Origin of the sequence: Pseudoalteromonas sp. MMG010 (assembly GCF_018100905.1) — a bacterium.
Taxonomy (GTDB): domain Bacteria; phylum Pseudomonadota; class Gammaproteobacteria; order Enterobacterales; family Alteromonadaceae; genus Pseudoalteromonas.
Genome location: NZ_JAGJEG010000002.1, coordinates 181,421 through 205,587, shown reverse-complemented (window position 1 = coordinate 205,587; position 24,167 = coordinate 181,421). Strand labels below are relative to the sequence as shown.

Sequence of the window (24,167 nt, the reverse complement as noted above, 5' to 3'; positions counted from 1 at the left end):
AATATCCTATGTATGGAGGGGGTATAAAAAAGTTGTCAGCTAGAAACCGTCGATTCCTCTTGCGGGGACAATTGTTTCCCAATGTTTACAAGAAGGACAATTCCAATAAATTGTGTGGCTTGTAAAACCACAATGCTGACATTGAAAATCAGGTTTTTTAGAAATATACGCTGTGACTAATTTATCAATTTGATCTAACACATCCGCATTATTACTATGTTGCTTTGCCATTAATTGTAATAAAAAACTAAAGCCGCGTATGGTTGGTTGACGTTTTAAGCTATCGGTTAAAAATTCAAAGGCTTGCTTATTTTGCCCTTGCTCTAATAGAGCCTGACAATGTTTAATTTTTATTAACACGCCCCCTTTCTCGATTAACTCTAATAATAGTTCGTGAAATTGGCTGGTTAAATTTAATTCTTTATAACTTAAAGATAATTCTTCAATAAATAATGGAGCACAAAAAGTAAATTGATTAATTAATTCGCGCCAATAATAAATTGCTTTTACAAAATCCTGTTGGTTAAATGCAAATAACCCTAATTCATACAAGGGGCGAATAGCTTTTTTATTTAAGCTGATAGCCTTGCGCATTATTTGGTGATCTTCACTGGTAAGTGCAATTTCACAGTAAAAGTTGGCTATCGCTTTAATATGTTGTGCTTTAGTGAACAGTTCACTGTGGGCTTCAAACATATTAATGCCCTTTTCCCACTCGCGTGTTTGCGAATATAAAGTAATAATTGGGTCAAGCGCTTCTTCATGCCCTGCTTTTACTAACCAAACTAAATGCTCTTCAGCACTATCTAGTAGACCCGCCATAATATAGTCTTCAGCTAATTCAAGCCGACTATTTGCAGCTTGTTGCTCATCTAAGCTAGGGTGCTTAAGCAATAATTCATGGATTTTAATAGCACGATCTAATTCACCACGACGGCGAAACATAGTCGCTAATGTTGAGTAATGATCGACAGAGTCAGCGGACACTTCAAGTAATTTTATTAAGTGTTCTAAGCCTTGGTCTTCTTCGCGGTCCAGTAAAAATTTTAAACCTTTACTGTATTCAGATGTGATTTGACGATTAACTTGATGAGCATGATTTCGGGCACTATTTTTACCCATAATCCAGCCATATCCTGCTGCTACGGGCAATAGTAAAAACAAAAGCTCAATCATAATTAAATTTCTTTATTAGCTGAGAGCTTTTTATTATTTTCGGGTGTTAATTGTTTTTTAAGTTGGTAATTTTGCCATTTTAATTGCGAAAACATTTTAAAACTTAATAAACATCCTATGGCTACCCCTACTAAAAAACATAGGCTAATAATCACAGCTAAAGGTAATGTACTACTAGCAATAATATAGTTAACTTGTGTCAATTGTGGATTTTGCGATCCAAGAACAAATGCACAAATTAAGCATATTGCTACCAGGATAAATTTTAATACCCTAAACAAATAACAACTCCAAATGGTAACTAGGCAATACTCGCGTTAACACGGTCTCTTAATTCTTTGCCTGGTTTAAAATGAGGTACATGCTTGCCTTCTAATTCAACTGTATCACCTGTTTTAGGATTACGACCAGTACGAGGAGCACGAAAGTGTAATGAGAAACTACCAAAACCACGGATTTCAATTCTATCTGATGTAGATAATGATCCGGCCATTTGTTCAAGAATTTCTTTTACTGCATTTTCAACATCTTTAATAGGTACATGAGCATGTTGTTCGGCAAGGGTTTCTATCAATTCTGACTTAGTCATAGCATTTCCTTAAGGATAATAAAGGAAGGGCTAAATGCCCTTCCAATCGAAAGACTAACTAATTAGTCTTTTTGTGCATTTGCGAAAGCAGCTGCCATTGCGTTTTCAAACACTGGCTCTTCTTTCTTAAGCTTCTCTAGTACTTCTTTCTCTTCTGCTTCGAAAAGAGCTTTAACAGATAAGCTTAAAGTGCGGTTCTTACGATCAACACCAACGTATTTAGCTTCGATTTCAGCGCCTACAGAAACAACAGTCGTTGCATCTTCAACACGTTCTTGAGCGATATCAGCTACACGGATGTAACCTTCAACGCCTTCGATTAGCTCAACAGTTGCGCCTTTCGCATCAACTTCAGTCACTTTACCTTTAACAATAGCACCTTTTTTGTTTGCATCAAGGTAGTTATTGAATGGGTCAGCTTCGATTTGTTTAACACCTAGAGAAATACGTTCACGCTCTGGGTCAACTTGTAATACGATAGCAGTGATTTCGTCGCCTTTCTTGAATTCACGCACAGCTTCTTCGCCAGGTGTATTCCAAGAAATATCTGAAAGGTGTACAAGACCATCAATTCCACCGTCAAGACCGATAAAGATACCGAAGTCAGTGATTGATTTGATCTTACCAGTAACTTGATCGCCTTTGTTTTGAAGACGAGCAAATTCTTGCCAAGGATTAGCAATACATTGCTTAAGACCAAGAGAAATACGACGACGTTCTTCGTCAATTTCTAAAACCATAACTTCTACGTTGTCGCCAAGGCTTACAACTTTAGAAGGATGGATGTTCTTGTTAGTCCAATCCATTTCAGAAACGTGTACTAAACCTTCAACACCTTCTTCGATTTCTACGAAACAACCGTAGTCAGTAAGGTTAGTTACACGACCAGAAAGTTTAGAACCTTCAGGGTAACGACCAGCGATAGCTGCCCATGGATCTTCACCAAGCTGTTTAAGGCCTAGAGATACACGAGTTTTATCTTTGTCGAATTTAAGAACTTTAACTGCGATTTCGTCGCCAACATTAACGATTTCTGAAGGGTGCTTAACACGCTTCCACGCCATATCAGTAATGTGTAGTAAACCATCAACACCACCAAGATCAACGAATGCACCGTAGTCTGTAAGGTTCTTAACGATACCTTTAACTTCTTGACCTTCAACAAGGTTAGCAAGAAGCTCTTCACGTTCTTGTGAGTTTTCTGATTCGATAACTGCACGACGTGAAACAACAACGTTGTTACGTTTTTGATCAAGCTTGATTACTTTAAATTCAAGCTCTTTGCCTTCAAGGTGAGTTGTGTCACGTACTGGACGAACATCAACAAGTGAACCAGGTAGGAAAGCACGAATTGTATCAACTTCAACAGTGAAACCGCCTTTAACTTTACCGTTGATAATACCAGTAACAGTTTCTTGCTCTTCACATGCTTTTTCAAGACGGATCCATGCTTCGTGACGTTTAGCTTTCTCACGAGAAAGGATAGTTTCACCGAAACCATCTTCAATTGCATCAAGTGCAACATCTACTTCGTCACCAACAGCAACTTCTAGTTCACCAGCAGCATTTTTGAATTGCTCTGCAGGGATAGCACTTTCTGATTTAAGACCAGCATCTACAAGTACAATGTTATTCTCAATTGAGATTACTGTACCTTTAACAATAGAGCCTTGCTCTGCTTCAAAACCCTTTAGGCTTTCTTCAAATAACTGCGCAAAATTTTCTGACATACGAATATACGTCTCATATATTAATACCAATTAGCAACCATGCTGCATGGGGTTGTTAAAATTGCACTGGCATCCTGCTGGTGCATAAAATAATGTTTAACTTCGTTTAGGAAGTTTACCTTGTGAAATTGCAATATCGACTAAAGTCATAACTTTATCAAATACTTGCTGAGCATTAAGCTCGCTTGTATCAATCTCAATTGCATCTTCTGCAGGCACAAGCGGCGCCACTTCACGATTCATATCGCGATCATCGCGTGCTTGTATATCTTGTAATAGACCACTTAGTGTAACATCAAGGCCGCGCGCATTCAACTCAACATACCTTCTACGTGCACGCTCCTGTGCACTTGCAGTTAAGTATATTTTTAATGGGGCTGTATCAAAAACCACAGTTCCCATATCACGACCATCTGCGATTAAGCCATTTTCTGTTTTAAATGCGCGTTGACGACGTAATAATGCTTCGCGAACGCGCGGTAAAGAGGCTACTTTTGAAGCTGCAGAGCCGACTTCTTCATTACGAATTGTCGTTGTAACATCTTCACCTTCTAAAATAACTTTACCTGCATTAGTTTGTGCATCAACTAAAAACTGAACATCTAAATTTGCAGCCAAAGGTACAAGGGCTTCTTCATTATCTAAAGCAATTTGATGATGTAATGCAGCCAATGATAAGACACGGTATATTGCCCCACTATCAAGTACATCCCATCCTAATTTCTCAGCTAATAAGCGACAAACAGTTCCTTTTCCTGAACCACTTGGACCATCAACGGTGATTACGGGCATTAATAACGCCTGCATTTATAACCTCCTGCAATGCACACCAAAATAAACCGCGGTATTATACGCCAGATAAAAAATTAAATCCGCTTTTAGTATGTAACTTTTTATATTTAAATAAATATAGCTTATTCACTTACAGATTTAAGTACTTCAAAAAAAGTCGGGAACGTTTTAAAAGTGCATTTAGGATCATTAATCGTAATGACATGCCCACCAACAGCAACCATTGCAAAACACATTGCAATGCGATGATCATCATAGGTATCAATGGCAACGTCATTAAACGAAGAAGGTGGATTAATTTCTATAAAATCATGCCCTTCAACAACATCAGCACCGAGCTTCTTAAGTTCTGTCGCCATCGCATAAAGTCTATCGGTTTCTTTTACACGCCAATTATAAATATTACGAATAGCAGTCGGTCCTTTAGCAAAAAGGGCCACCGTTGCTAACGTCATCGCAGCATCAGGAATAGCATTGGCATCAATATCAACCCCTTTTAGTTCCCCTTTACGGACCACTAGACGTTCATCATACCAATCTATTTTGGCGCCAACTTGCTCCATTACTTTTGCAAAACCAATATCACCTTGAACTGATTTAGCGCCCACCCCTTTTATCTCTATTTCACCACCGGCTATTGCCGCCGCGGCCACAAAATACGATGCAGATGAGGCATCCCCTTCAACCATAATGCGTGAAAGTGCTTGATATTGTTGACCTCCTTTAACATTAAATACAGTATAATTATTATGTTCAACTGTAATGCCAAAGCGCGCCATAACATCAAGCGTGATGTCTATATAAGGTTTTGATACTAACGTCCCTTTAATATGTATTTCAGTATCACCACTGAACAAAGGCGCAGCCATTAATAATGCAGTTAAAAACTGACTTGAAATACTGCCATCAATTTCTACTTTACCACCCCTGATTTGACCGCCTGAGATTTTTAAAGGAGGGTAATCTAAATGTTTGGTATATTTAACCTGTCCACCGAGTGCTGTTAATGCTTCAACCAAGTGACCGATTGGGCGCTCTTCCATGCGTGGTTCACCAATGAGTTCATAGTCACCCTTGATAGCACTTAACACCGCAGTTAATGGACGATAAGCAGTTCCTGCATTACCTAAAAATAAAGGCTCTGCTGGGGTTTCGAATACGCCACCCACCCCTTCAACGGTTGCCACTGTTCGTGCTTCGTTCAGGGTAACAGTTACACCCAGTAGCTTTAAGGCGCCTAACATATGACGAATGTCATCGCTATCTAATAAATTTTCTACAACCGTTGTTCCTTTAGCTAAAGCAGCTAAAAGTAAAATACGGTTTGAAAGGCTTTTAGAGCCCGGTAATGTAACCGTACCATTTACACTAGAAATTGGTTCTAAACGTAATTGTTCCATTAGCTGTTCTCCTGTGCAAATTTCGCCATAAAGTCAACTAATGCTTGCACACCTTCTATCGGCATAGCGTTATAGATACTAGCGCGCATGCCGCCGACGATTCTATGTCCTTCAAGAGCTAATAAGCCGGCATCTTTTGATTGCTCTACAAACAGTGCATTTAAACTCTCATCGTTAAGCCAAAAAGGCACATTCATACGTGAGCGACAGTGCTTTGCTACTTTATTTGAATAAAAATCTGACTCATCTATAAAATCATATAATAAGTTTGCTTTAGCAATATTTTGTGCTTGCATTGCGCCTACACCACCGCTTTTTTCTAGCCAATCAAATACTTCAGCTGCTAGATACCAAGCAAATGTAGGTGGAGTATTAAACATACTGCCTTGCTTTGCTTCTAAGGCGTAATCAAAAATCCCTGGCTTGGGCAACCCTGTACGGCTTAATAAGGTTTTACGTACAATGACTATAGAAATACCTGAAGGACCAATATTCTTTTGTGCCCCGGCATAAATTAAATCAAATTTGTTTACATCTATTTCGCGAGATAAAATAGTTGATGACATATCAGCGACAATGGGGGCTGTTGGATGAGAAGGCACATCAAAAATCTCTAATCCATCGACGGTCTCATTAGGGCAATAATGAATATATGATGCATCTTTTGGTAGCTTCCACTCGTTAACGGGTGCTATTGAGAACTCATCTTCACTATCATTTCGTACATTGATTGATGTTGCGTCAGTAAACTTTTGAGCTTCGGTTGTTGCACTTTTTGACCATACACCATTTTCACAATACACTGCCGTTTTGTTATCTAAATGAAGATTCAGTGGTACGGCAGCAAATTGGCCACGCCCTCCTCCGTGCATAAATAGCACTTCAAATTCATCACTGATATTCATTAACCGACGAAGGCTTGCTTCACATTTTTCAGTTAATGCCAAAAAATCACTACTTCGATGGCTTATTTCCATCACAGAGACACCTAGGTCTTGCCAATCTAAAAACTCTTGTTGCGCTTTTTTCATAACAGCCGGCGGTAACATCGCCGGGCCTGCACAGAAATTATATTTACTCATTACCTTTGCCTCATTCCAGTAATTTAAACTGCTTAATTATTTAAAGTATTATTAATTTTTTTCAACATCATTAAAAAAAGCGGCCTTAGCCGCTTTTTTTTAATTGTTATTCAGAAGGTGGATTATCATCCACACTATCTTCTATAACAGCTTCAGTAGCCTCAACGTCTATAATTGAAGTATCTTCTAACTCGTCAACTTCAATTTCTTCTATACGTTGTAAACCAACTACCTGCTCTTCGTCAATAGTTCTTATTAGAATAACACCTTGAGTATTACGTCCAACAGTAGAAACTTCGTTAACGCGTGTTCTTACTAATGTACCACGGTTTGAAATAATCATTATTTCATCGTTGTCATCAACTTGAACAGCGCCAACAACAGAACCATTACGCTCACTGACTTTAATCGAAACCACACCTTGCGTAGCACGGCTCTTCGACGGGTAATCAGCAAGTTGAGTACGTTTCCCATACCCATTCTCGGTTACCGTCAATATAGCGCCGTCTGTTTTAGGTACTATTAAAGAAACGACACGTTGCTCATCGGCCATTTTAATACCGCGAACACCCGTTGCTGTACGACCCATTGGACGTACACCTTTAAACTTAATTTCTGGGTTACCTTGCTCATCTAGAACCGGTGTTCCATTTTCATCAAGCACTGGGGTTTCTTCAGCTTCTTTAAAGCGGACTACTTTACCGGCATCAGTAAATAACATAATTTCGTTACTGCCGTCAGTAATATCTACGCCAATTAAGCTATCGCCTTCATTTAAGTTAACAGCAATAATACCGCTTGCACGTTGACGACTGTAGGCAGTTAATGGTGTTTTCTTAACAGTACCAAATGCGGTTGCCATGAAGATGTATTTATCTTCTTCGTACTCACGTACTGGTAAAATCGCAGTAATACGTTCGTCGTCTTCAAGTGGTAATAAGTTTACAATTGGCTTACCACGAGCAGCACGACTCGCTAGCGGTAATTGATATACTTTAAGCCAGTATAAACGCCCCGCTGTTGAGAAACATAAAATCGTATCATGGGTATTAGCAACAAGTAATCGTTCAATGAAATCTTCATCTTTCATTTTAGTCGCTGACTTACCTTTACCGCCACGACGCTGTGCTTCGTAATCAGACAGTGCTTGGTACTTAACATAGCCTTCATGAGAAAGTGTCACAACAACATCTTCTTCATTGATAAGGTCTTCTAGGCTAATATCATGCGCTGCAGCATTAATTTCAGTACGGCGTTCATCACCATATTGCTCTTTTATCTCAACTAATTCATCACGGATAACTTCCATTAAACGCTCTGGGCTTGCCAAAATAAGTAATAACTCTGCAATAAGATCGAGTAGTGCTTGGTATTCGCTTAAGATTTTTTCGTGTTCTAAACCCGTTAACTTATGCAAACGTAAGTCTAATATTGCCTGAGCTTGTTGCTCAGAAATATAGTATTGACCATCACGAATACCTAAATCAGCTGCGAGCCAATCTGGACGAGCCACATTGTCTTCACCCGCTTTTTCAAGCATGGCTTGAACATTACCTAATTCCCACGGACGTGCTGTTAGCGCAACTTTCGCTTCAGCAGGTGTCGGCGACTTACGAATAAGTTCGATAATTGGGTCAATGTTAGCAAGTGCAATTGCTAAACCTTCGAGGGTATGTGCACGGTCGCGGGCTTTACGTAAATCAAAAACAGTACGACGAGTAACAACTTCACGACGGTGAATAATGAACTCTTCAAGCATTTCTTTTAGGTTGAAACACTTAGGCTGGTTGTTAATTAACGCAACCATATTCATACCAAACACAGTTTGTAACTGAGTTTGAGAATATAAATTGTTTAATATCACTTCACCTACGTCACCACGTTTAATCTCAATAACGATACGCATACCGTCTTTATCAGATTCATCACGCAGCGCACTAATGCCTTCAATTTTTTTATCTTTAACAAGTTCAGCTATTTTTTCGATTAACCGAGCTTTGTTTACTTGATAAGGGATCTCGTGAACAATAATTGTTTCGCGACCGGTTTTTTCATCGGTTTCGATGTCGGCGCGAGCACGCATGTACACTTTACCGCGGCCCGTTAAGTAGGCTTGTTCAATCCCTTTTTTACCATTAATAATAGCGGCAGTTGGGAAATCAGGCCCAGGAATATAATCCATTAATTCATGAATCGTTAAATCTGGGTTTTGGATAAGCGCTAAACAACCATTTACCACCTCTGTTAAGTTGTGAGGAGGAATGTTTGTTGCCATACCCACGGCAATACCCGAAGAACCATTAACTAATAGGTTAGGTACTTTAGTAGGTAATACATCAGGAATTTGTTCTGTTCCATCATAGTTAGGAACAAAATCAACAGTCTCTTTTTCAAGGTCAGCTAAAAGTTCATGCGACATTTTTGCCATACGTACTTCGGTATAACGCATTGCAGCCGCTGAATCACCATCAACCGAACCGAAGTTACCTTGACCATCTACTAACATATAACGTAGAGAAAATGGCTGTGCCATACGAACAATAGTGTCATAAACTGCACTATCGCCATGGGGGTGGTATTTACCGATTACGTCACCAACCACACGGGCTGATTTTTTGTAAGGCTTGTTCCAATCATTACTAAGCTCGTTCATTGCAAACAAAACGCGGCGGTGAACAGGTTTTAAACCATCACGTACGTCTGGTAATGCACGTCCTACAATTACACTCATTGCATAATCTAAGTAGGAGTTTTTTAACTCGTCTTCAATATTGACTGGCAGAATTTCATTGGCGAGATCAGTCATTTGATATCACATTCCTTCAGTATCTGCTCTTTATAACCCGGTATTAGGTATTAAGAGTGTTTGTTATTATTACTAAGCAACTATGCTACCACAATTAATTTTAATTTACAGGCGCAAAACTTTGCGATTTATCAATTTAGGCCTATATAATGGCCTCAGACTGACGAGGGAGTATTTTATGACCGTACATCAAAATGTAGATAACGCTGAAATAGCAAAATTTGAAGCCATCGCTGAGCGTTGGTGGGACCAAGATGGTGAATTTAAACCATTGCATGAAATCAACCCTCTACGATTAGATTTTATTGCTAATAAATGTAAAGGGTTATTCGATAAAGAAACTTTAGATGTAGGCTGCGGTGGTGGCATACTAAGTGAAAGCATGGCACGAATGGGAGCCATTGTGACGGGAATTGATATGGGCCAAGAGCCATTGACCGTTGCAAAATTACATAGTTTAGAAACAGGCGTGGCCGTTGATTATATCAAAGTTCCCGCTGAAGAATTTGCACAACAACACCCTGCTCGCTTTGATACTATAACTTGTATGGAAATGCTTGAGCATGTTCCAGATCCAGCATCGATAATTCATGCTGTTGCTGAGCTTGCAAAACCTGGCGCAGATGTTTTTTTCTCAACGTTAAATAAAACACCTAAAGCCTATTTATTAGCTATTGTTGGTGCAGAGAAAATATTGAAGATGGTACCTGAAGGTACTCATGATCATAAAAAGTTTATAAAACCGGCCCAGTTAATTAGTTGGGCAGAACAAGCAGGTTTAAAAGTTAGAGCCAGCGCTGGTTTAACTTATAACCCTATTTCTAAGCAATATAAGCTTAATGATGATGTGAGTGTTAATTATATTCTTCACTTTGAGAAACTAAAATAATGATTAAGCCAAACTCAACCCGCCAATATGATGCTTTTTTATTTGATTTAGATGGCACTTTATTAGATACAGCAGATGATTTAGGTGCAGCTTTAAATACAGTACTTAAAAATAATGACATGCAGGTTGTGCCAAAACATATTTACACACCTGTGGCTTCTAATGGTGCGAACGGTTTATTAGAAGCCGGTTATAAAGCGTTATGGCCCAAACAAAATCAAAGTTTATTACGTCAACAGCTCCTAGATGCTTATGCCGACAACATCGCGGTATATACTCAGTGCTTTAAGGGTGTTGAGTTATTACTTGAGCAGCTAGATCACAATGGGATCAAATGGGGGATCATGACAAACAAACCCGGCTTTTTAACAACCCCATTGGTTAAAGCGATACCAGCATTAAGGCATGCAAAGGTTGTTGTCAGTGGAGATACTTTAGCAGTTGCAAAACCTTTCCCTGATCCGCTGTTATACTGTGCCGATTTATTGCAGGTTGAACCAAAGCGGTGTTTATATATTGGTGATGCTGAGCGTGACATACAAGCAGGTAAAGCTGCAAACATGGATACAGCAACCGCGCTATGGGGTTATATCCCTAGTTTGTCTGAAGCCTTGGCCTGGAACGCGACTTTTAACTGGCAAACACCTTTAGATGGAATTAACAATATATAGTGCGTGAGCAACTATTAAACACTACATATTGTGATTGTGTTAGTTTTTAAACAAAGCTTGATGATAAAAAAAGCAAGCAAAATATATTTTAAAAATAGTGATATTTAAAAGATATTTAGTTGATTTTTGCTAATTTCAACTTAATCGTTTCACTAAAGGTTAATGCCTACTAACACAATCATGTTATCCCAAACTTATCCACATAATAGGGTAAATCTGTCCCTTGCAAATCATCTCGTACCACACTATCTTGTGATCTCTAAATTAAACAACACCAGATATTGTGGCCAAATGTTATTCAATTAAATTTGTGTAATATACAAAACTAATAATAAATGAACGTTCATCTTGTATTTAAAGATGTAAGTCATTGGCCAATTTACATATTTCCCAAAGGAAACAGGCAAAACTATGAATCAACAGTTATCTGTGAGCAAACGTGATGGACGCAAAGAACTTCTTGATCTTGATAAGATCCATCGTGTTATTGAATGGGCAGCCGAAGGGCTTAACAATGTATCCGTTTCACAAGTTGAATTAAAATCACATATTCAATTTTATGATGGTATTCGTACCGAAGATATTCACGAAACGATTATTAAAGCTGCTGCCGATCAGATATCTAAAGAGTCGCCTGATTATCAATATTTAGCAGCGCGATTAGCTGTGTTCCATTTGCGTAAAAAAGCATATGGCCAATTTGAACCACCTCGTTTATTTGATCACGTGACTAAAATGGTTGCTGATAAACGTTATGATGCCCATTTATTAGTTGATTACACTGAACAAGAATTAGATGAGCTTGATGATTATTTAGATCATGCTCGCGATCTTAATTTCAGCTATGCCGCAGTAAAACAACTTGAAGGTAAATACTTAGTTCAAAACCGAGTAACTGGTGAAATATATGAAAGCGCACAGTTTTTATATATCTTAGTGGCTGCAAGTTTGTTTTCAGATTACCCACGAGACACACGTATCGATTACATTAAACGTTTTTATGATGCGGTCTCGTTATTTAAAATTTCATTACCAACACCAATTATGTCGGGTGTGCGTACCCCTACTCGTCAATTTAGTTCATGTGTTTTGATTGAATGTGGCGATAGCTTAGATTCAATCAATGCAGCCTCATCTGCAATTGTTAAGTATGTTTCACAACGAGCTGGTATTGGTATTAATGCGGGGCGTATTCGTGCATTAGGTAGCCCAATTCGTAACGGCGAAGCATACCACACAGGGTGTATTCCGTTTTATAAGCATTTTCAAACGGCTGTTAAAAGTTGTTCACAAGGTGGTGTGCGTGGTGGCGCAGCGACGCTGTTTTATCCATTATGGCACCTTGAAGTTGAAAACTTGCTAGTACTTAAAAATAACCGTGGTGTAGATGATAACCGCGTACGTCATTTAGATTACGGTGTGCAGTTTAATAAACTGATGTATTCTCGATTAATTAAAGATGATTACATTACATTATTCAGCCCTTCTGATGTACCAGGACTCTATGATGCGTTTTTTGAAGACCAAGCAAAATTTGACGAGCTATATGTAAAATATGAGCAAGATGAGTCTATTCGTAAAAAACGTATTAAGGCGATTGAGTTGTTCTCTATGTTTGCACAAGAACGTGCTAGCACGGGTCGTATTTATTTACAAAACGTAGATCACTGTAATACACATAGCCCATTTATTTCTACCGTGGCACCAATTCGCCAATCTAACTTATGTTTAGAAATTGCTTTACCTACTAAACCACTTAACAATGTAAATGATGAAGATGGCGAAATTGCGCTGTGTACACTCTCTGCATTTAACTTAGGTGCGATAGAGTCATTAGATGAATTAGAAGAATTGGCTGAACTTGCTGTTCGTGCTTTAGATAACTTACTTGATTTTCAAGACTACCCCGTACCAGCGGCAAAAAATGCAACCATGGGACGTCGAACTCTTGGAATAGGTGTAATTAACTTTGCCTATTACTTAGCTAAAAATGGTAAACGTTATTCTGATGGTAGTGCAAATGCACTCACTCATAAAACATTCGAAGCAATTCAATATTATTTGATGAAAGCGTCTAATGAACTTGCAAAAGAGCGTGGTGCTTGTCCTAAATTTAACGAAACGACGTATTCACAAGGTATTATGCCAACCGATACGTACAAACGTGATTTAGATAAAATTTGTGATGAGCCGTTACACTTAGATTGGAATTCGTTACGTGCCAGCATTGTTGAACACGGCATGCGTAACTCAACCCTAAGTGCATTAATGCCATCAGAAACATCATCGCAAATATCAAATGCGACAAATGGTATTGAGCCACCACGTGGTCATATTAGTGTTAAAGCCAGTAAAGATGGTATTTTAAAACAAGTTGTACCTGAATATCAGCGTTTAAAAGATAATTATGAATTGCTTTGGGATATTCCTTCAAATGATGGTTACCTACAGCTTGTTGGTATCATGCAGAAGTTCATTGACCAAACTATATCTGCTAACACAAATTATGATCCTAATAACTACGAAGGTGGTAAAGTACCGATGAAGGTCTTACTAAAAGATTTATTGGGTGCATATAAATTGGGTGTTAAAACTCTGTATTACCATAACACTCGTGATGGAGCCTCAGACGCGCAAGAAGATAAACCTGAAGTTGAAGATGACGACTGTGCAGGCGGCGCGTGTAAAATATAATTTTACTGTTTTAGTTTAAGCGGGCGATTGCCCGCTTTATTTTGTTAGATTTTTGAGTGATAACTATGTCTTATACTACTTTCAGCCGTAAACATAATAACCAAATGCAAGAGCCGATGTTTTTTGGTCAAACCGTTAACGTTTCTCGTTATGATCAACAAAAATATCCTATTTTTGAAAAGTTAATAGAAAAACAATTATCATTTTTTTGGCGTCCAGAAGAAGTAGATGTAAGTAAAGACCGCTTAGATTTTCAAGCATTACCCGAACACGAAAAACATATATTTCTTAGTAATTTAAAATATCAAACCTTACTTGATAGTGTTCAAGGGCGTTCTCCTAACGTAGCTCTACTTCCTATTGTATCTATCCCTGAATTAGAAACATGGATAGAAACGTGGGCGTTTAGTGAAACCATTCATAGCCGCTCTTACACGCATATTATTCGTAATGTAACACAATCGCCTGAACTTATTTTTGACGACATTGTAAGTAACGACAAAATTAGTGAACGCGCTGATGCGGTAACCACTTATTACGATGATCTTATTAATTCGGTGTCTTTGTATAATTTATACGGAGAAGGAAAGCATGAGATAAATGGTAATACCGTGGTGGTTAATTTATTTGAACTTAAGAAAAAACTGTACCTGGCAATGATGTCGGTAAATATTCTTGAGGCAATTCGTTTTTATGTCAGCTTTGCTTGTTCGTTTGCATTTGCTGAGCGTGAAGTGATGGAAGGTAATGCTAAAATTATTAAACTCATTGCTCGTGATGAAGCACTTCATTTATCTGGTACACAACACATTTTAAATATAATGCAAGAAGGCAAAGACGACCCTGAAATGGCCATTGTTGCGGCCCAGTGCCAAGACGAAGCGATTGCTATGTTTGTTGAAGCAGCCGAGCAAGAAAAAGAATGGGCTGAATACTTATTTAAAGATGGATCAATGATTGGTTTAAATAAACATATTTTATGCCAATATGTTGAATACATTACTAATGCACGTATGACTGCAATTGGCTTGCCTGCTCAATTTGAAAACAACAGTAACCCTATTCCATGGATTAATTCATGGCTTGTATCTGATAACGTACAAGTTGCGCCTCAAGAGGCTGAAATTAGCTCTTACCTTGTTGGTCAAATAGATTCACAAGTTGATGCATCTGATTTTGGTGATTTTGATTTATAATGTCTGAAAAAATGCCTGCAAGTATTACACTTGCGGCCACGGGCCAGTGTATAGAATTTAAAGCTGGTGATCAGTGTGCTCTACAATGTTTAGAAACAAAAAAAATACCTGTTTCATATCAATGCCGCGAAGGTTATTGCGGCGCCTGTAGAGCCACTTTAATTGCTGGAAACGTGCATTATAATGAAGAGCCATTAGCTTTTGTGCGCGAAGGTGAAATTTTATTATGTTGTTGTAAACCTAACGGTGCGATTACAATCAATATTTAATTAAAGTGACTACGACTCCCCCACTTTTAAATTTTTTACTATTAGTTATATTTCAATGAATTAAAAATATCTTTTAGCAGGTCTCTTTAATATCTATATAAATCATGCTTACCTGCTAATAGGCTAATTTTAATGCACATACCTCGTGACACCCTTAGATCAAATCCAGTCGTTATTTCTGCACTATTATTTTTAATACTAATTGTAAGTAAGACGACTTTCGCTCACTCGGCTTCAACGGTTAACGCTGTATGGCCTAGTAAAACAAGCTATCACTATGTTGAGGTATACGGTAAAAAAATATTCTATCGTGAAGCTGGTAAACAGCATAAACAAACTATTGTGTTATTACATGGCTACCCTGCTTCATCTCATAGCTATCGTGAGCTTATTCCATTGTTATCAGGACGATTTCATGTAATTGCTCCTGATTATTTGGGCTCTGGTTATAGCGCACGCCCTGATCCAAACACACATAAATACACTTTTGATTTACTTGCCAAGTATACAAGCGGATTATTAAAGACATTAAAAATTGATAATTACAGTCTATATATGCAAGATTTTGGTGCACCTGTTGGGTATAAAATGCTGTTAAAGGATCCCAATAAATTAGAAGCCTTAATTGTACAAAATGCCAATGCTTACCTTGCAGGCCTTACCCCACAAAGGCAACAGTTTTTTAAACAAGCGAATTTAGATAAAAGCAACGATCAACATAAAAAGCTATATTCATTTACCTCAACAGAGGCCATAATTAACAAACAATACTTAAGAGATGTACAAAATAAACCAGATATCATGAGCCCAGATAGTTGGACACACGATCTTCATTTTTTAAGTACTGAGTCGGATAGGCTAATACAAGTACAACTATTTAAAGATTATTATAATAACCTTCTTGAGTATCCGAAGTGGCAGGCATATTTAAGGCAGTATCAACCCCCAACACTAATTGTATGGGGTAAAAATGATCCGGCATTTATTGCACCCGGCGCTAAGGCATATCTACAAGATGTACCAAAAGCACAATTACATTTACTTGATGCTGGGCATTTTAGTGTAGAAGAAAAACCAGTTGAAATTGCACAATATATTACCGAATTTTTATTAAGTTTAAAAAAGTAACACTGCATTGCAGGGCAACGTCAAACGCGTTGCCCTGCTATTTAATTTATGAAATAGACGAAAGTAATGCTGCTATGTCTGTTTTTAATTCTTTATCTTGAATTTTATTTGCACTTATTTTCGCATCATTTAAGTTTTTAAGTGCTTTATCTTTTTGACCTAATTCTATTTGTAAACCTGCCATCGCAAAAGCGATAGATGACAAATGATCTTTATTATTTATAGCCATCGCTTTATTAAGTGCAATTTCATAAATAGTTAATGCCTCGTCATAATCATCTGTAAAGTCGGCTAAAGTTTCCCATTGTACTGGGTGATCTTTCGTTGTATTGTCATTTTCGACACAAATCTTTTTTAATTGTGAATACAGTAAATCAAATTGCTTTTGATTCTTTTTTTGCGCAGCAAGCATCAGTGACTCTGCTAATGTGTGTACAGATTTATAAATTTTAGTATTCATTTTTACCCTAATATTTTTAACAACAAGAGATACATCGCGATAATCAATCAGCTTAACGGTAAATAATTACTTTAAAATATCTATTATCTGCAATGTAAGATCATTATATTGCACTGTTATCCGTTACGGCAATCTAAACATAGGCATGCTAATGAAAGAATGTAACCAATGTGGTAAATGTTGCACTAAATATGGCGGAGAAGATTTAGATGTTTCAGAAGAAGAGATAGCACTTTGGGAATTATTTAATCCTGATATTTATGCATATGTTAAAAACCAACAAATATGGTTTGACCCAGATACAGGCGTTAAATTAACTCAGTGTCCATTTTTAACACTTATCGAAAAAAAATCAGCAAACGATAAAGACAAATATATCTGTGATATCTATTTAGACCGACCAGACGATTGTAAACATTACCCTAGCTTAATAACAGAAATGATCCGTGATGAGTGTGAAATGATAGAGCCTTGCGATATAGAACACCAATTTAAAGCACAAAAAAAGCTCGACATCATTATGATAGATAGCCGCCACAGTAAGCGCTAAGGTAATTATAAATGTTATTTATCGTACATAGAGGTCATTGAGCGCAAAGCAAGTTAGTGATGGTATAACATCATTGTTTTGATAAATATGATTTGATATATTATAGCATATTATTAAAACCACAAAACGATACAAATGACAAAGCTAACTCTCATTTCTACCGCAGTATTATCTGCTTTATGTTCATACTCTACACTAGCCGCAACTGTTAACGGCAAAGTAGTTGATGACAAAAATCAACCTATTAAAAATGCTACTGTACATTTACATGGTAAAACACAAAGTGTACAAACTAACCTAAAAGGTGAGTTTAGTATTGATGTAGATGCTAAAAGCCAACTTCATATCAGTAAAGATAATTATGTTGATTCACGTATTGCTGTCAATGATTCATCTAATAATGTAACGGTTTCTTTAGTCCCTACATCAGTAGAAACTGTAGTGGTATACGCCTCTGCATTACATAAAAACAGTTTAGAAATGATTTCACCGGTAAGCGTTTTAAGTGGTGATGAATTAAAAAATAAATCGCAAGCAACCTTAGGTGAAACTTTAAAAAGCTTACCGGGTGTCAATGCGAGCTACTTTGGTCCTGTATCATCAAGTCCAATCATTCGTGGTTTAGATGGTCCTCGAGTTAAAATTACTTCAAATGGTTTAGATGCAAGCGATGCATCGCGTGTTGGTCCCGATCATGCTACATCAAGTGATAGCTTAGCTGCAGAACAAATTGAAGTGCTTCGTGGTCCAAGTACCCTACTTTATGGTTCGGGTGCAATTGGTGGTGTTGTCAATGTTGTTGATAACCGCATTCCAACTAGCGCATTAACTGAGCTTTCTGGTGCAGCTGAATATAGCCACGATACAGTATCAAATTCAAACACGGTCGCTGCTAAATTAGAAACAGGCAACAATGGTTTTAACTTTCATTTTGATGGCACTAAACGCAGTGGTGACGATTACGAAACCCCTACATTTAGTGTTGAAGATGATGATGGCGATATAGAAACGCTAAACTCAGTAGAAAACACTTTCATTGACAGTGAAACATTTAACTTTGGTACAAGTTATGTCGGTGAACACCTAACTGTTGGCTTTTCATACGGTAGTATAGATACTGAGTATGGTATTCCTGGTCATGAACATGATCATGAGCATGAAGAGGAAGAAGAAGATCATGATGATGAAGATCATGATGAAGAAGACCATGATGATGAAGATCATGATGAAGAGGAAGAAGAAAGTGTTTATGCTCATTTAGAGCAAGACCGTTACCAAGCTCTTTTAAGTTATTCACTTCATAATAACTGGATCGAAAGCATTAACTTAAGATTAGGTTATACCGATTATTCACATAGTGAAATTGAAGATGGTGCAATTGGTACTACTTTTACTAATGAAACCACTGAAGCACGTTTAAACATAGAACACAAACTTGCTGATTGGCATGGTATGATTGGCTATCACTATAGCGATTCTGATTATGATGCAATTGGTGAAGAAGCTTTCACACCTGCCAGTGTAACGACCTCGCATGCATTATATTTACTTGAAGAGCGTGATTTTTCAGATGTTACCGTTGAGTTAGGTGCACGAATTGAAGACTACCAAATAGACAGTGATGTTACTGAATACGAGCATAGTCATGATGATGAAGAAGATCATGATGAGCACGAAGAAGCCGTTGCATACAATGAAAGCTTCACTAATGTAAGTGCCTCTATTGGCGCAATATGGAATTATACACCGGGACAAAGCTTCTCAGCGAGTTTATCGCATTCAGAGCGTGCCCCTTTATCTGCTGAGTTGTTATCGAACGGTATACACATAGCAACGGGTGTATATGAGCTTGGTCTTGGCTATCATATTGAAGATAATGAGATACATTTTGAGCCTGAAGACATTAAACAAGAAAAATCAACGAACTTTGATATAAGCTTTAGACGCTTTACTGGTGACTTTGGTTATACAGTGAACTTTTTCTACAATGATATTAAAAACTTTTATTATCAAGAAAATACAGGGCTTATGTACGACGAAGAAGATGGCTTAGAATCTGCAGAAGAAGCACATGATGATGCAATTGCTGTTTATCAATTTAACAGTAAAGATGCACAGCTATATGGTTTTGAGTTCGATGCTCATTATAAAGTAAATAATGATGCAACAATTAAAGTTTTTGGTGATTCAACCCGTGCTAAGTTAAAAGATGATAATGGTAATTTACCCCGTATTCCTTCTAATAAATTAGGCTCAGAGCTACAGTATGATTTAGGTGATTTACGCTTTACTCTAACGGGCACACATTACTTTGAACAAACTGATATTACTGAATATGAAACAAGTACGAAAAGTTATACGTTGTTCGATGCAAGTGCAAATTATCAACTTGATCTTGGCGGTATAGACACGCAAATATATCTAAATATTGATAACCTAACTGATGAATTAGGCTTTGTTCATAGCTCATTTATTAAAGATATTGCTCCATTACCGGGTCGTAACTTGCGCTTAGGTGTACGTGGTTATTTTTAATGTAATAGCTCTTAGTTACTGATGTCGATAAAACCAAGTGGTTAATTGACATATTAAAGCCAGATATAAAGCACTTTATATCTGGCTTTTTTTATGGATAATTTTCAACATTTACACTTTCACCCCCTTCTCTTGTGGCTCTTTTAGCGTATTAATAATCGTTAATGCCTCAGTATATTCATACCCGTGTCTATTAACGCCAATAAGCAATATTGCTGATAAAATTTAAGCATAAAAAAACCGCATTATAAAATGCGGTTTTAGTAACGTTTAATAAAAATTAAGAAACGATTTCGTGTAATTCAACATCAAAGATAAGTGTTGAGTAAGGTGCAATTGCAGCACCTGCGCCACGTTCACCGTAAGCAAGCTCACTAGGAACGTATATACGCCATTTAGTACCAACAGTCATCATTTGAAGTGCTTCAGTCCAACCTTTGATAACGCCACCTACTGGGAATTCAGCAGCTTGACCACGTTCGTATGAACTATCAAAAACGGTACCGTTAATTAATGTACCGTGGTAATCAACACGTACTGTTGATTCTGCAGTTGGCTTTTCGCCTTCACCTGCATTAAGTACTTCGTATTGAAGACCAGATTCTGTAACAGTGATTTCTGGACGCTTTGCATTTTCAGCTAAAAAGGCAACGCCTTCTGCTGAAAGTACTTTAGACTCTTCTTCACGGCGCGCTTGAATTTCAGTGTTGATTTTTTCAAAAGCAGCTTGGATCTCAGGGATCTCTACTTGAAACTCACCACCGGCATACGCATCTTTCATGCCTTCAAACACTGAATTAAGGTTTAAACCTTCAAAAGGGTTTGCTTTAAGTTGCTCACCCATTTGTAAACCAATACCATAGCTTGCTTTTTCAGCATCTGTTGTAAAATTATCTGACATAATGTGTTTTTCACGTTTTATTAGTTAAAAGACATGTATATGCTAACATAAAATAAATCGTGTTTGGTGCTAGTTTTTGGTGAGTTTTCGCTTAATCATACCAACAATAAAGGTACAAATAGGTAAAGTGCATAAAATACCAGCAAGTAGTTTAAATTCTAATAAACCAGTAGTACCAAACAATATTAAAGGCACAACTATTAGCCCCACTGTACCAATCACAATAGAGGCAATGATAGGCCAAAACTTGTCATATTTAGTGATTAAATGTGCAACTAACACATTAAAGCCTAGCGCATAAAAAAACGCGGTGATGATTTCATTTTCTGGCTGTGCATCTGCTGCCATTCTAACCATTAAACTGCTAGAGCTTTGATAACAATAACCAAACACAATCCAAATTAATACATGTTTAATAACTCTTTGGCTACGTGTTAAATTATTCGCTGACATTTATATTCTCCACAAAGCAAAAAACCGCCAATAGGCGGTTTTTTTAAATAATGGTGGAGAGATAGGGATTTGAACCCTAGATGGGCTACAAACCCATGCCGGTTTTCAAGACCGGTGCATTCGACCACTCTGCCATCTCTCCGACGCGCTGAATAATAGGGATATTCGCGTAAGTTGTAAAGAGATAATTGAAGAAAAATAGATAAATAATATTATTAAACAATTAATGAGTTTAATTTACCCATTTTTAGTATTATTACATGATTAGAATTTTCGTATTAAATTAAGTACAAATCACATGGGTAAAACAATGTTATTAAATTATAAACAAATAGGCACTGGTGAAGATGTTATTTTAATCCACGGTTTGTTTGGCTCATTAGAAAACTTAAACGTGATCGCTAAGCCACTCAGTGAACATTATAAAGTCACCAATGTAGATTTAAGAAATCATGGTGGTTCTTTTCATAGTCCACAAATGAATTATGAAGCAATGGCAGATGATATTTGTAGTTTAATGGACTCATTAGGAATTAAAAAAGCGCATATTATTGGCCACTCCATGGGAGGTAAGGTCGCCATGCAACTTGCTTTAACGCACAGTGATAAAATAAACAAATTAGTTGTGTTAGATATTGCGCCTGTTGAATACCCTGCCCGACACACAAAAATCATTCATGCATTAAAACATGTCCAAGAAAAACAAGTAAATGATAGAAAACAGGCTGATTTACTCATGCAGCCTTTTATCGAAGAATTAGGTGTGCGCCAATTTTTACTTAAAAGTTTAACTAAAAATGAAAATAACGAATACCATTGGCGTTTCAATTTAGCCGTATTAGATGAAAAATATCGCACGATCACCGCTAATGTTAATGAAAACAATTCTTGTTTATGTGATACTCTATTTATCAAAGGAAATGATTCTGACTATATATTACCAGAACATAAAGATGCTATTATTTCCCGATTTAAAAATACCAGTGTAAAAATCATCCATGGTGCAGGTCATTGGTTACATGCGCAAAAACCACAGGCTGTTAATAAAATAATCCAAGATTTTTTAAACTAATTTTTATCACTGAATTTCAATTATCGGGCTAAATATACATATATTTTTATGCTATAGTATGCGCCGTTTAATTTAAAGGTTATACGCTAATGGTCAGTCAGTTTATTAATGAATTTGATACGATCGGTCTTTACTTTGGCTTAGCAGGTATATTTATTTTTATCGGCATGGCAATTAAAGACGTTCTCAAAAGTGGCAATGTGCCTAAGTTTGGCCGTTATATTGTATGGCTTGTATTATTTTTAGGTTGCTCTGGCTTTATAGCTAAAGGACTTATACAGATATTTTGGCAAGGTGCGGGTGTAGGTTAAGCATGGCCAAATCAGAAACAGATAGAACAACACTTGATTTATTTGAATATGAAAAGCGACCTGGTAGGCCTAAAACGAACCCCTTACCACGGGATATGCAATTAAAAGTAAATAAACGTAATCAAGTTAAAAGAGATAAGGCGCGTGGTTTAAAACGCGTAGAGTTTAAAGTTTCATCACAGCTATATCAGGCTTTAAGTGATATGGCAGACGCGCAAAACATTAGCCGAAGCGCATTGATCGAGACAATTTTACAAGAAAGATTGGCTATTGATACATAAAAGGTTTAATTCATGGCAAGTGTAGGTATTTTTTTCGGAAGTGATACGGGTAACACAGAGCACGTAGCAAAAATGATCCAAAAAGAATTGGGTAAAAAGCTTGTTGCTGTGCATGATATTGCAAAAAGCTCAAAAGAGCAGATTGCTGAATTTGATTTGATCTTGTTTGGTATACCAACTTGGTATTATGGCGAAGCTCAATGTGATTGGGATGACTTTTTCCCAGAACTAGAAGAAGTTGATTTCGATGGCAAATTAGTTGCTATTTTCGGTTGCGGAGACCAAGAAGACTATGCTGAGTACTTCTTAGATGCAATGGGTATGATCAACGATATCGTGACCGAACGTGGTGCTATTGTTGTTGGAAACTGGCCAACAGAAGGTTATGACTTTGAAGCATCTAAAGGCATGGCTGATGACAATCACTTTGTAGGTTTAGGTATTGACGAAGACCGTCAACCAGAATTAACAGAGCAGCGCGTTAAGGCTTGGAGTGCTCAAGTGTATGAAGAAATGTGCTTAAGTGAATTAGCTGATTAATTAGCTACCTGTATATTTTAAATATTTATCGCTAACAAACATTTGCTTAGCGATAATTCTACTTTGCACTTATTGCATTTGCACGTTATCCTAAGGTTGATAAATTAATTAATACCTTGGTGTTAAGTGTTCACACTATAAAATTGAGACAGATTTAATGACTGATCATAATTTGGAACTAAAAAAAGCCGGCTTAAAAGTAACTTTGCCGCGAATTAAAATATTAGAGATTTTACAATCTCCAGATAACCAACACATCAGCGCTGAAGATGTTTACAAAATTTTATTAGACCTTGGTGAAGAAATCGGTTTAGCCACGGTATACCGTGTATTAAACCAATTTGATGATGCTGGTATTGTAAGCCGTCACCATTTTGAAGGCGGTAAATCTGTTTTTGAATTGTCAGGTAGCACGCACCACGACCATTTAGTCTGTCTTAAATGTGGCAAAGTAGTCGAATTTGAAGATGATTTAATCGAAAATCGTCAGCTTGAAATTGCACAAGCCAATGGCATTAAACTAACAAACCATTCTCTGTATCTATATGGCGAATGTGATGATAAAGAACAATGCAAAAGCTTCGCTGAAAGCAATAGCTAAATACAATTAAAAAACCTGCTAAATAGCAGGTTTTTTTATAA

The 24,167-nt window shown here is 37.3% G+C and carries 24 protein-coding genes and 1 tRNA gene; 13 read left to right on the top strand and 12 right to left on the bottom strand.

Annotation, left to right across the window (positions count from 1 at the left end; translation table 11 throughout):
- Positions 1-39 precede the first annotated feature (39 nt).
- The 8 genes from lapB to gyrA form a co-directional block, all read right to left on the bottom strand.
- Positions 40-1,176, bottom strand: coding sequence for a lipopolysaccharide assembly protein LapB (gene lapB, locus J8L70_RS03900; protein WP_211054170.1), 1,137 nt, complete (start codon positions 1,174-1,176; stop codon positions 40-42).
- A 2-nt stretch (positions 1,177-1,178) separates the two neighbouring features.
- Positions 1,179-1,457 (bottom strand): LapA family protein, encoded by a 279-nt coding sequence (locus J8L70_RS03895; protein ID WP_211054169.1) that lies wholly within the window; start codon positions 1,455-1,457, stop codon positions 1,179-1,181.
- A 20-nt stretch (positions 1,458-1,477) separates the two neighbouring features.
- Positions 1,478-1,765, bottom strand: coding sequence for an integration host factor subunit beta (ihfB, locus tag J8L70_RS03890; protein WP_211054168.1), 288 nt, complete (start codon positions 1,763-1,765; stop codon positions 1,478-1,480).
- Positions 1,766-1,827: 62 nt separating this feature from the next.
- Entirely contained in the window at positions 1,828-3,495 is a 1,668-nt protein-coding gene (gene rpsA, locus J8L70_RS03885; RefSeq protein ID WP_211054167.1) for a 30S ribosomal protein S1, read from the bottom strand.
- 96 nt (positions 3,496-3,591) lie between these two features.
- On the bottom strand, positions 3,592-4,302 hold the full coding sequence (gene cmk, locus J8L70_RS03880; protein WP_211054166.1) for a (d)CMP kinase: 711 nt from the start codon (positions 4,300-4,302) through the stop codon (positions 3,592-3,594).
- 107 nt (positions 4,303-4,409) lie between these two features.
- The gene (aroA, locus tag J8L70_RS03875) at positions 4,410-5,687 is read right to left on the bottom strand and encodes a 3-phosphoshikimate 1-carboxyvinyltransferase (protein WP_211054165.1); all 1,278 of its coding nucleotides are present in this window, start codon (positions 5,685-5,687) and stop codon (positions 4,410-4,412) included.
- Positions 5,687-6,769, bottom strand: coding sequence for a 3-phosphoserine/phosphohydroxythreonine transaminase (gene serC, locus J8L70_RS03870; protein ID WP_211054164.1), 1,083 nt, complete (start codon positions 6,767-6,769; stop codon positions 5,687-5,689). The genes aroA and serC overlap by 1 nt, the downstream gene beginning before the upstream one ends.
- 106 nt (positions 6,770-6,875) lie before the next feature.
- Positions 6,876-9,575: a DNA topoisomerase (ATP-hydrolyzing) subunit A gene (gene gyrA / locus J8L70_RS03865; RefSeq protein WP_211054163.1), complete on the bottom strand. Its 2,700-nt coding sequence runs from the start codon at positions 9,573-9,575 to the stop codon at positions 6,876-6,878.
- 178 nt (positions 9,576-9,753) lie between these two features.
- On the opposite strand from gyrA, the gene ubiG reads away from it, so the two are divergent.
- The 6 genes from ubiG to J8L70_RS03835 all read left to right on the top strand — a co-directional run bounded on the left by ubiG (position 9,754) and on the right by J8L70_RS03835 (position 16,422).
- Positions 9,754-10,464, top strand: coding sequence for a bifunctional 2-polyprenyl-6-hydroxyphenol methylase/3-demethylubiquinol 3-O-methyltransferase UbiG (gene ubiG, locus J8L70_RS03860; protein WP_211054162.1), 711 nt, complete (start codon positions 9,754-9,756; stop codon positions 10,462-10,464).
- Complete coding sequence (locus J8L70_RS03855) at positions 10,464-11,135, top strand: HAD-IA family hydrolase (RefSeq protein ID WP_211054161.1); 672 nt, start codon at positions 10,464-10,466, stop codon at positions 11,133-11,135. The genes ubiG and J8L70_RS03855 overlap by 1 nt, the downstream gene beginning before the upstream one ends.
- A 411-nt stretch (positions 11,136-11,546) precedes the next feature.
- Entirely contained in the window at positions 11,547-13,829 is a 2,283-nt protein-coding gene (nrdA, locus tag J8L70_RS03850; protein WP_211054160.1) for a class 1a ribonucleoside-diphosphate reductase subunit alpha, read from the top strand.
- A 65-nt stretch (positions 13,830-13,894) separates the two neighbouring features.
- Entirely contained in the window at positions 13,895-15,025 is a 1,131-nt protein-coding gene (nrdB, locus tag J8L70_RS03845) for a class Ia ribonucleoside-diphosphate reductase subunit beta (RefSeq protein WP_211054159.1), read from the top strand.
- Positions 15,025-15,294 carry a class I ribonucleotide reductase maintenance protein YfaE gene (yfaE, locus tag J8L70_RS03840; RefSeq protein ID WP_211054158.1) on the top strand — a complete coding sequence of 90 codons (270 nt, stop codon included), beginning with the start codon at positions 15,025-15,027 and terminating at the stop codon, positions 15,292-15,294. Before nrdB ends, yfaE begins: the two co-directional genes overlap by 1 nt.
- Before the next feature lie 132 nt (positions 15,295-15,426).
- Positions 15,427-16,422: an alpha/beta hydrolase gene (locus J8L70_RS03835; protein WP_211054157.1), complete on the top strand. Its 996-nt coding sequence runs from the start codon at positions 15,427-15,429 to the stop codon at positions 16,420-16,422.
- 46 nt (positions 16,423-16,468) lie between these two features.
- Here J8L70_RS03835 and J8L70_RS03830 read toward each other — a convergent pair whose 3' ends face one another.
- Positions 16,469-16,882 (bottom strand): tetratricopeptide repeat protein, encoded by a 414-nt coding sequence (locus tag J8L70_RS03830; protein ID WP_211054156.1) that lies wholly within the window; start codon positions 16,880-16,882, stop codon positions 16,469-16,471.
- 151 nt (positions 16,883-17,033) lie between these two features.
- On the opposite strand from J8L70_RS03830, the gene J8L70_RS03825 reads away from it, so the two are divergent.
- Together J8L70_RS03825 and J8L70_RS03820 are read left to right on the top strand one after the other, a co-directional pair.
- Entirely contained in the window at positions 17,034-17,432 is a 399-nt protein-coding gene (locus J8L70_RS03825; RefSeq protein ID WP_211054155.1) for a YkgJ family cysteine cluster protein, read from the top strand.
- A gap of 135 nt (positions 17,433-17,567) precedes the next feature.
- Positions 17,568-19,967 carry a TonB-dependent receptor gene (locus J8L70_RS03820; RefSeq protein ID WP_211054154.1) on the top strand — a complete coding sequence of 800 codons (2,400 nt, stop codon included), beginning with the start codon at positions 17,568-17,570 and terminating at the stop codon, positions 19,965-19,967.
- 280 nt (positions 19,968-20,247) lie between these two features.
- Here J8L70_RS03820 and J8L70_RS03815 read toward each other — a convergent pair whose 3' ends face one another.
- From J8L70_RS03815 to J8L70_RS03805, 3 genes are all read right to left on the bottom strand, one after another.
- Complete coding sequence (locus J8L70_RS03815) at positions 20,248-20,868, bottom strand: FKBP-type peptidyl-prolyl cis-trans isomerase (protein ID WP_211054153.1); 621 nt, start codon at positions 20,866-20,868, stop codon at positions 20,248-20,250.
- Between the two features lie 69 nt (positions 20,869-20,937).
- A complete protein-coding gene (locus J8L70_RS03810) occupies positions 20,938-21,321 on the bottom strand; it encodes a hypothetical protein (protein WP_211054152.1) in 384 nt (127 codons plus the stop codon).
- Positions 21,322-21,372: 51 nt separating this feature from the next.
- Positions 21,373-21,463: transfer RNA gene (locus J8L70_RS03805), tRNA-Ser, on the bottom strand.
- 168 nt (positions 21,464-21,631) lie between these two features.
- On the opposite strand from J8L70_RS03805, the gene J8L70_RS03800 reads away from it, so the two are divergent.
- The 5 genes from J8L70_RS03800 to fur all read left to right on the top strand — a co-directional run bounded on the left by J8L70_RS03800 (position 21,632) and on the right by fur (position 24,126).
- Positions 21,632-22,393: an alpha/beta fold hydrolase gene (locus J8L70_RS03800; protein WP_211054151.1), complete on the top strand. Its 762-nt coding sequence runs from the start codon at positions 21,632-21,634 to the stop codon at positions 22,391-22,393.
- Positions 22,394-22,482: 89 nt separating this feature from the next.
- The gene (locus tag J8L70_RS03795; protein WP_211054150.1) at positions 22,483-22,704 is read left to right on the top strand and encodes a DUF2788 domain-containing protein; all 222 of its coding nucleotides are present in this window, start codon (positions 22,483-22,485) and stop codon (positions 22,702-22,704) included.
- A gap of 2 nt (positions 22,705-22,706) precedes the next feature.
- Positions 22,707-22,985: a LexA regulated protein gene (gene ybfE, locus J8L70_RS03790; RefSeq protein WP_211054149.1), complete on the top strand. Its 279-nt coding sequence runs from the start codon at positions 22,707-22,709 to the stop codon at positions 22,983-22,985.
- A gap of 12 nt (positions 22,986-22,997) precedes the next feature.
- Positions 22,998-23,525, top strand: a complete 528-nt coding sequence (fldA, locus tag J8L70_RS03785; RefSeq protein ID WP_211054148.1) for a flavodoxin FldA — start codon at positions 22,998-23,000, stop codon at positions 23,523-23,525.
- Positions 23,526-23,682: 157 nt separating this feature from the next.
- A complete protein-coding gene (gene fur / locus J8L70_RS03780; RefSeq protein ID WP_211054147.1) occupies positions 23,683-24,126 on the top strand; it encodes a ferric iron uptake transcriptional regulator in 444 nt (147 codons plus the stop codon).
- The last annotated feature ends 41 nt before the right edge of the window (positions 24,127-24,167 follow it).

What these genes read in the sequence shown, in the direction of transcription:
- lapB (WP_211054170.1), bottom strand. Translation starts at nt 1,176, where the DNA reads ATGATTGAGCTTTTGTTTTTACTATTGCCCGTAGCAGCAGGATATGGC.
- ihfB (WP_211054168.1), bottom strand. Translation starts at nt 1,765, where the DNA reads ATGACTAAGTCAGAATTGATAGAAACCCTTGCCGAACAACATGCTCAT.
- rpsA (WP_211054167.1), bottom strand. Translation starts at nt 3,495, where the DNA reads ATGTCAGAAAATTTTGCGCAGTTATTTGAAGAAAGCCTAAAGGGTTTT.
- cmk (WP_211054166.1), bottom strand. Translation starts at nt 4,302, where the DNA reads ATGCAGGCGTTATTAATGCCCGTAATCACCGTTGATGGTCCAAGTGGT.
- aroA (WP_211054165.1), bottom strand. Translation starts at nt 5,687, where the DNA reads ATGGAACAATTACGTTTAGAACCAATTTCTAGTGTAAATGGTACGGTT.
- serC (WP_211054164.1), bottom strand. Translation starts at nt 6,769, where the DNA reads ATGAGTAAATATAATTTCTGTGCAGGCCCGGCGATGTTACCGCCGGCT.
- gyrA (WP_211054163.1), bottom strand. Translation starts at nt 9,575, where the DNA reads ATGACTGATCTCGCCAATGAAATTCTGCCAGTCAATATTGAAGACGAG.
- ubiG (WP_211054162.1), top strand. Translation starts at nt 9,754, where the DNA reads ATGACCGTACATCAAAATGTAGATAACGCTGAAATAGCAAAATTTGAA.
- J8L70_RS03855 (WP_211054161.1), top strand. Translation starts at nt 10,464, where the DNA reads ATGATTAAGCCAAACTCAACCCGCCAATATGATGCTTTTTTATTTGAT.
- nrdA (WP_211054160.1), top strand. Translation starts at nt 11,547, where the DNA reads ATGAATCAACAGTTATCTGTGAGCAAACGTGATGGACGCAAAGAACTT.
- nrdB (WP_211054159.1), top strand. Translation starts at nt 13,895, where the DNA reads ATGTCTTATACTACTTTCAGCCGTAAACATAATAACCAAATGCAAGAG.
- yfaE (WP_211054158.1), top strand. Translation starts at nt 15,025, where the DNA reads ATGTCTGAAAAAATGCCTGCAAGTATTACACTTGCGGCCACGGGCCAG.
- J8L70_RS03835 (WP_211054157.1), top strand. Translation starts at nt 15,427, where the DNA reads ATGCACATACCTCGTGACACCCTTAGATCAAATCCAGTCGTTATTTCT.
- J8L70_RS03830 (WP_211054156.1), bottom strand. Translation starts at nt 16,882, where the DNA reads ATGAATACTAAAATTTATAAATCTGTACACACATTAGCAGAGTCACTG.
- J8L70_RS03825 (WP_211054155.1), top strand. Translation starts at nt 17,034, where the DNA reads ATGAAAGAATGTAACCAATGTGGTAAATGTTGCACTAAATATGGCGGA.
- J8L70_RS03820 (WP_211054154.1), top strand. Translation starts at nt 17,568, where the DNA reads ATGACAAAGCTAACTCTCATTTCTACCGCAGTATTATCTGCTTTATGT.
- J8L70_RS03815 (WP_211054153.1), bottom strand. Translation starts at nt 20,868, where the DNA reads ATGTCAGATAATTTTACAACAGATGCTGAAAAAGCAAGCTATGGTATT.
- J8L70_RS03810 (WP_211054152.1), bottom strand. Translation starts at nt 21,321, where the DNA reads ATGTCAGCGAATAATTTAACACGTAGCCAAAGAGTTATTAAACATGTA.
- J8L70_RS03800 (WP_211054151.1), top strand. Translation starts at nt 21,632, where the DNA reads ATGTTATTAAATTATAAACAAATAGGCACTGGTGAAGATGTTATTTTA.
- J8L70_RS03795 (WP_211054150.1), top strand. Translation starts at nt 22,483, where the DNA reads ATGGTCAGTCAGTTTATTAATGAATTTGATACGATCGGTCTTTACTTT.
- ybfE (WP_211054149.1), top strand. Translation starts at nt 22,707, where the DNA reads ATGGCCAAATCAGAAACAGATAGAACAACACTTGATTTATTTGAATAT.
- fldA (WP_211054148.1), top strand. Translation starts at nt 22,998, where the DNA reads ATGGCAAGTGTAGGTATTTTTTTCGGAAGTGATACGGGTAACACAGAG.
- fur (WP_211054147.1), top strand. Translation starts at nt 23,683, where the DNA reads ATGACTGATCATAATTTGGAACTAAAAAAAGCCGGCTTAAAAGTAACT.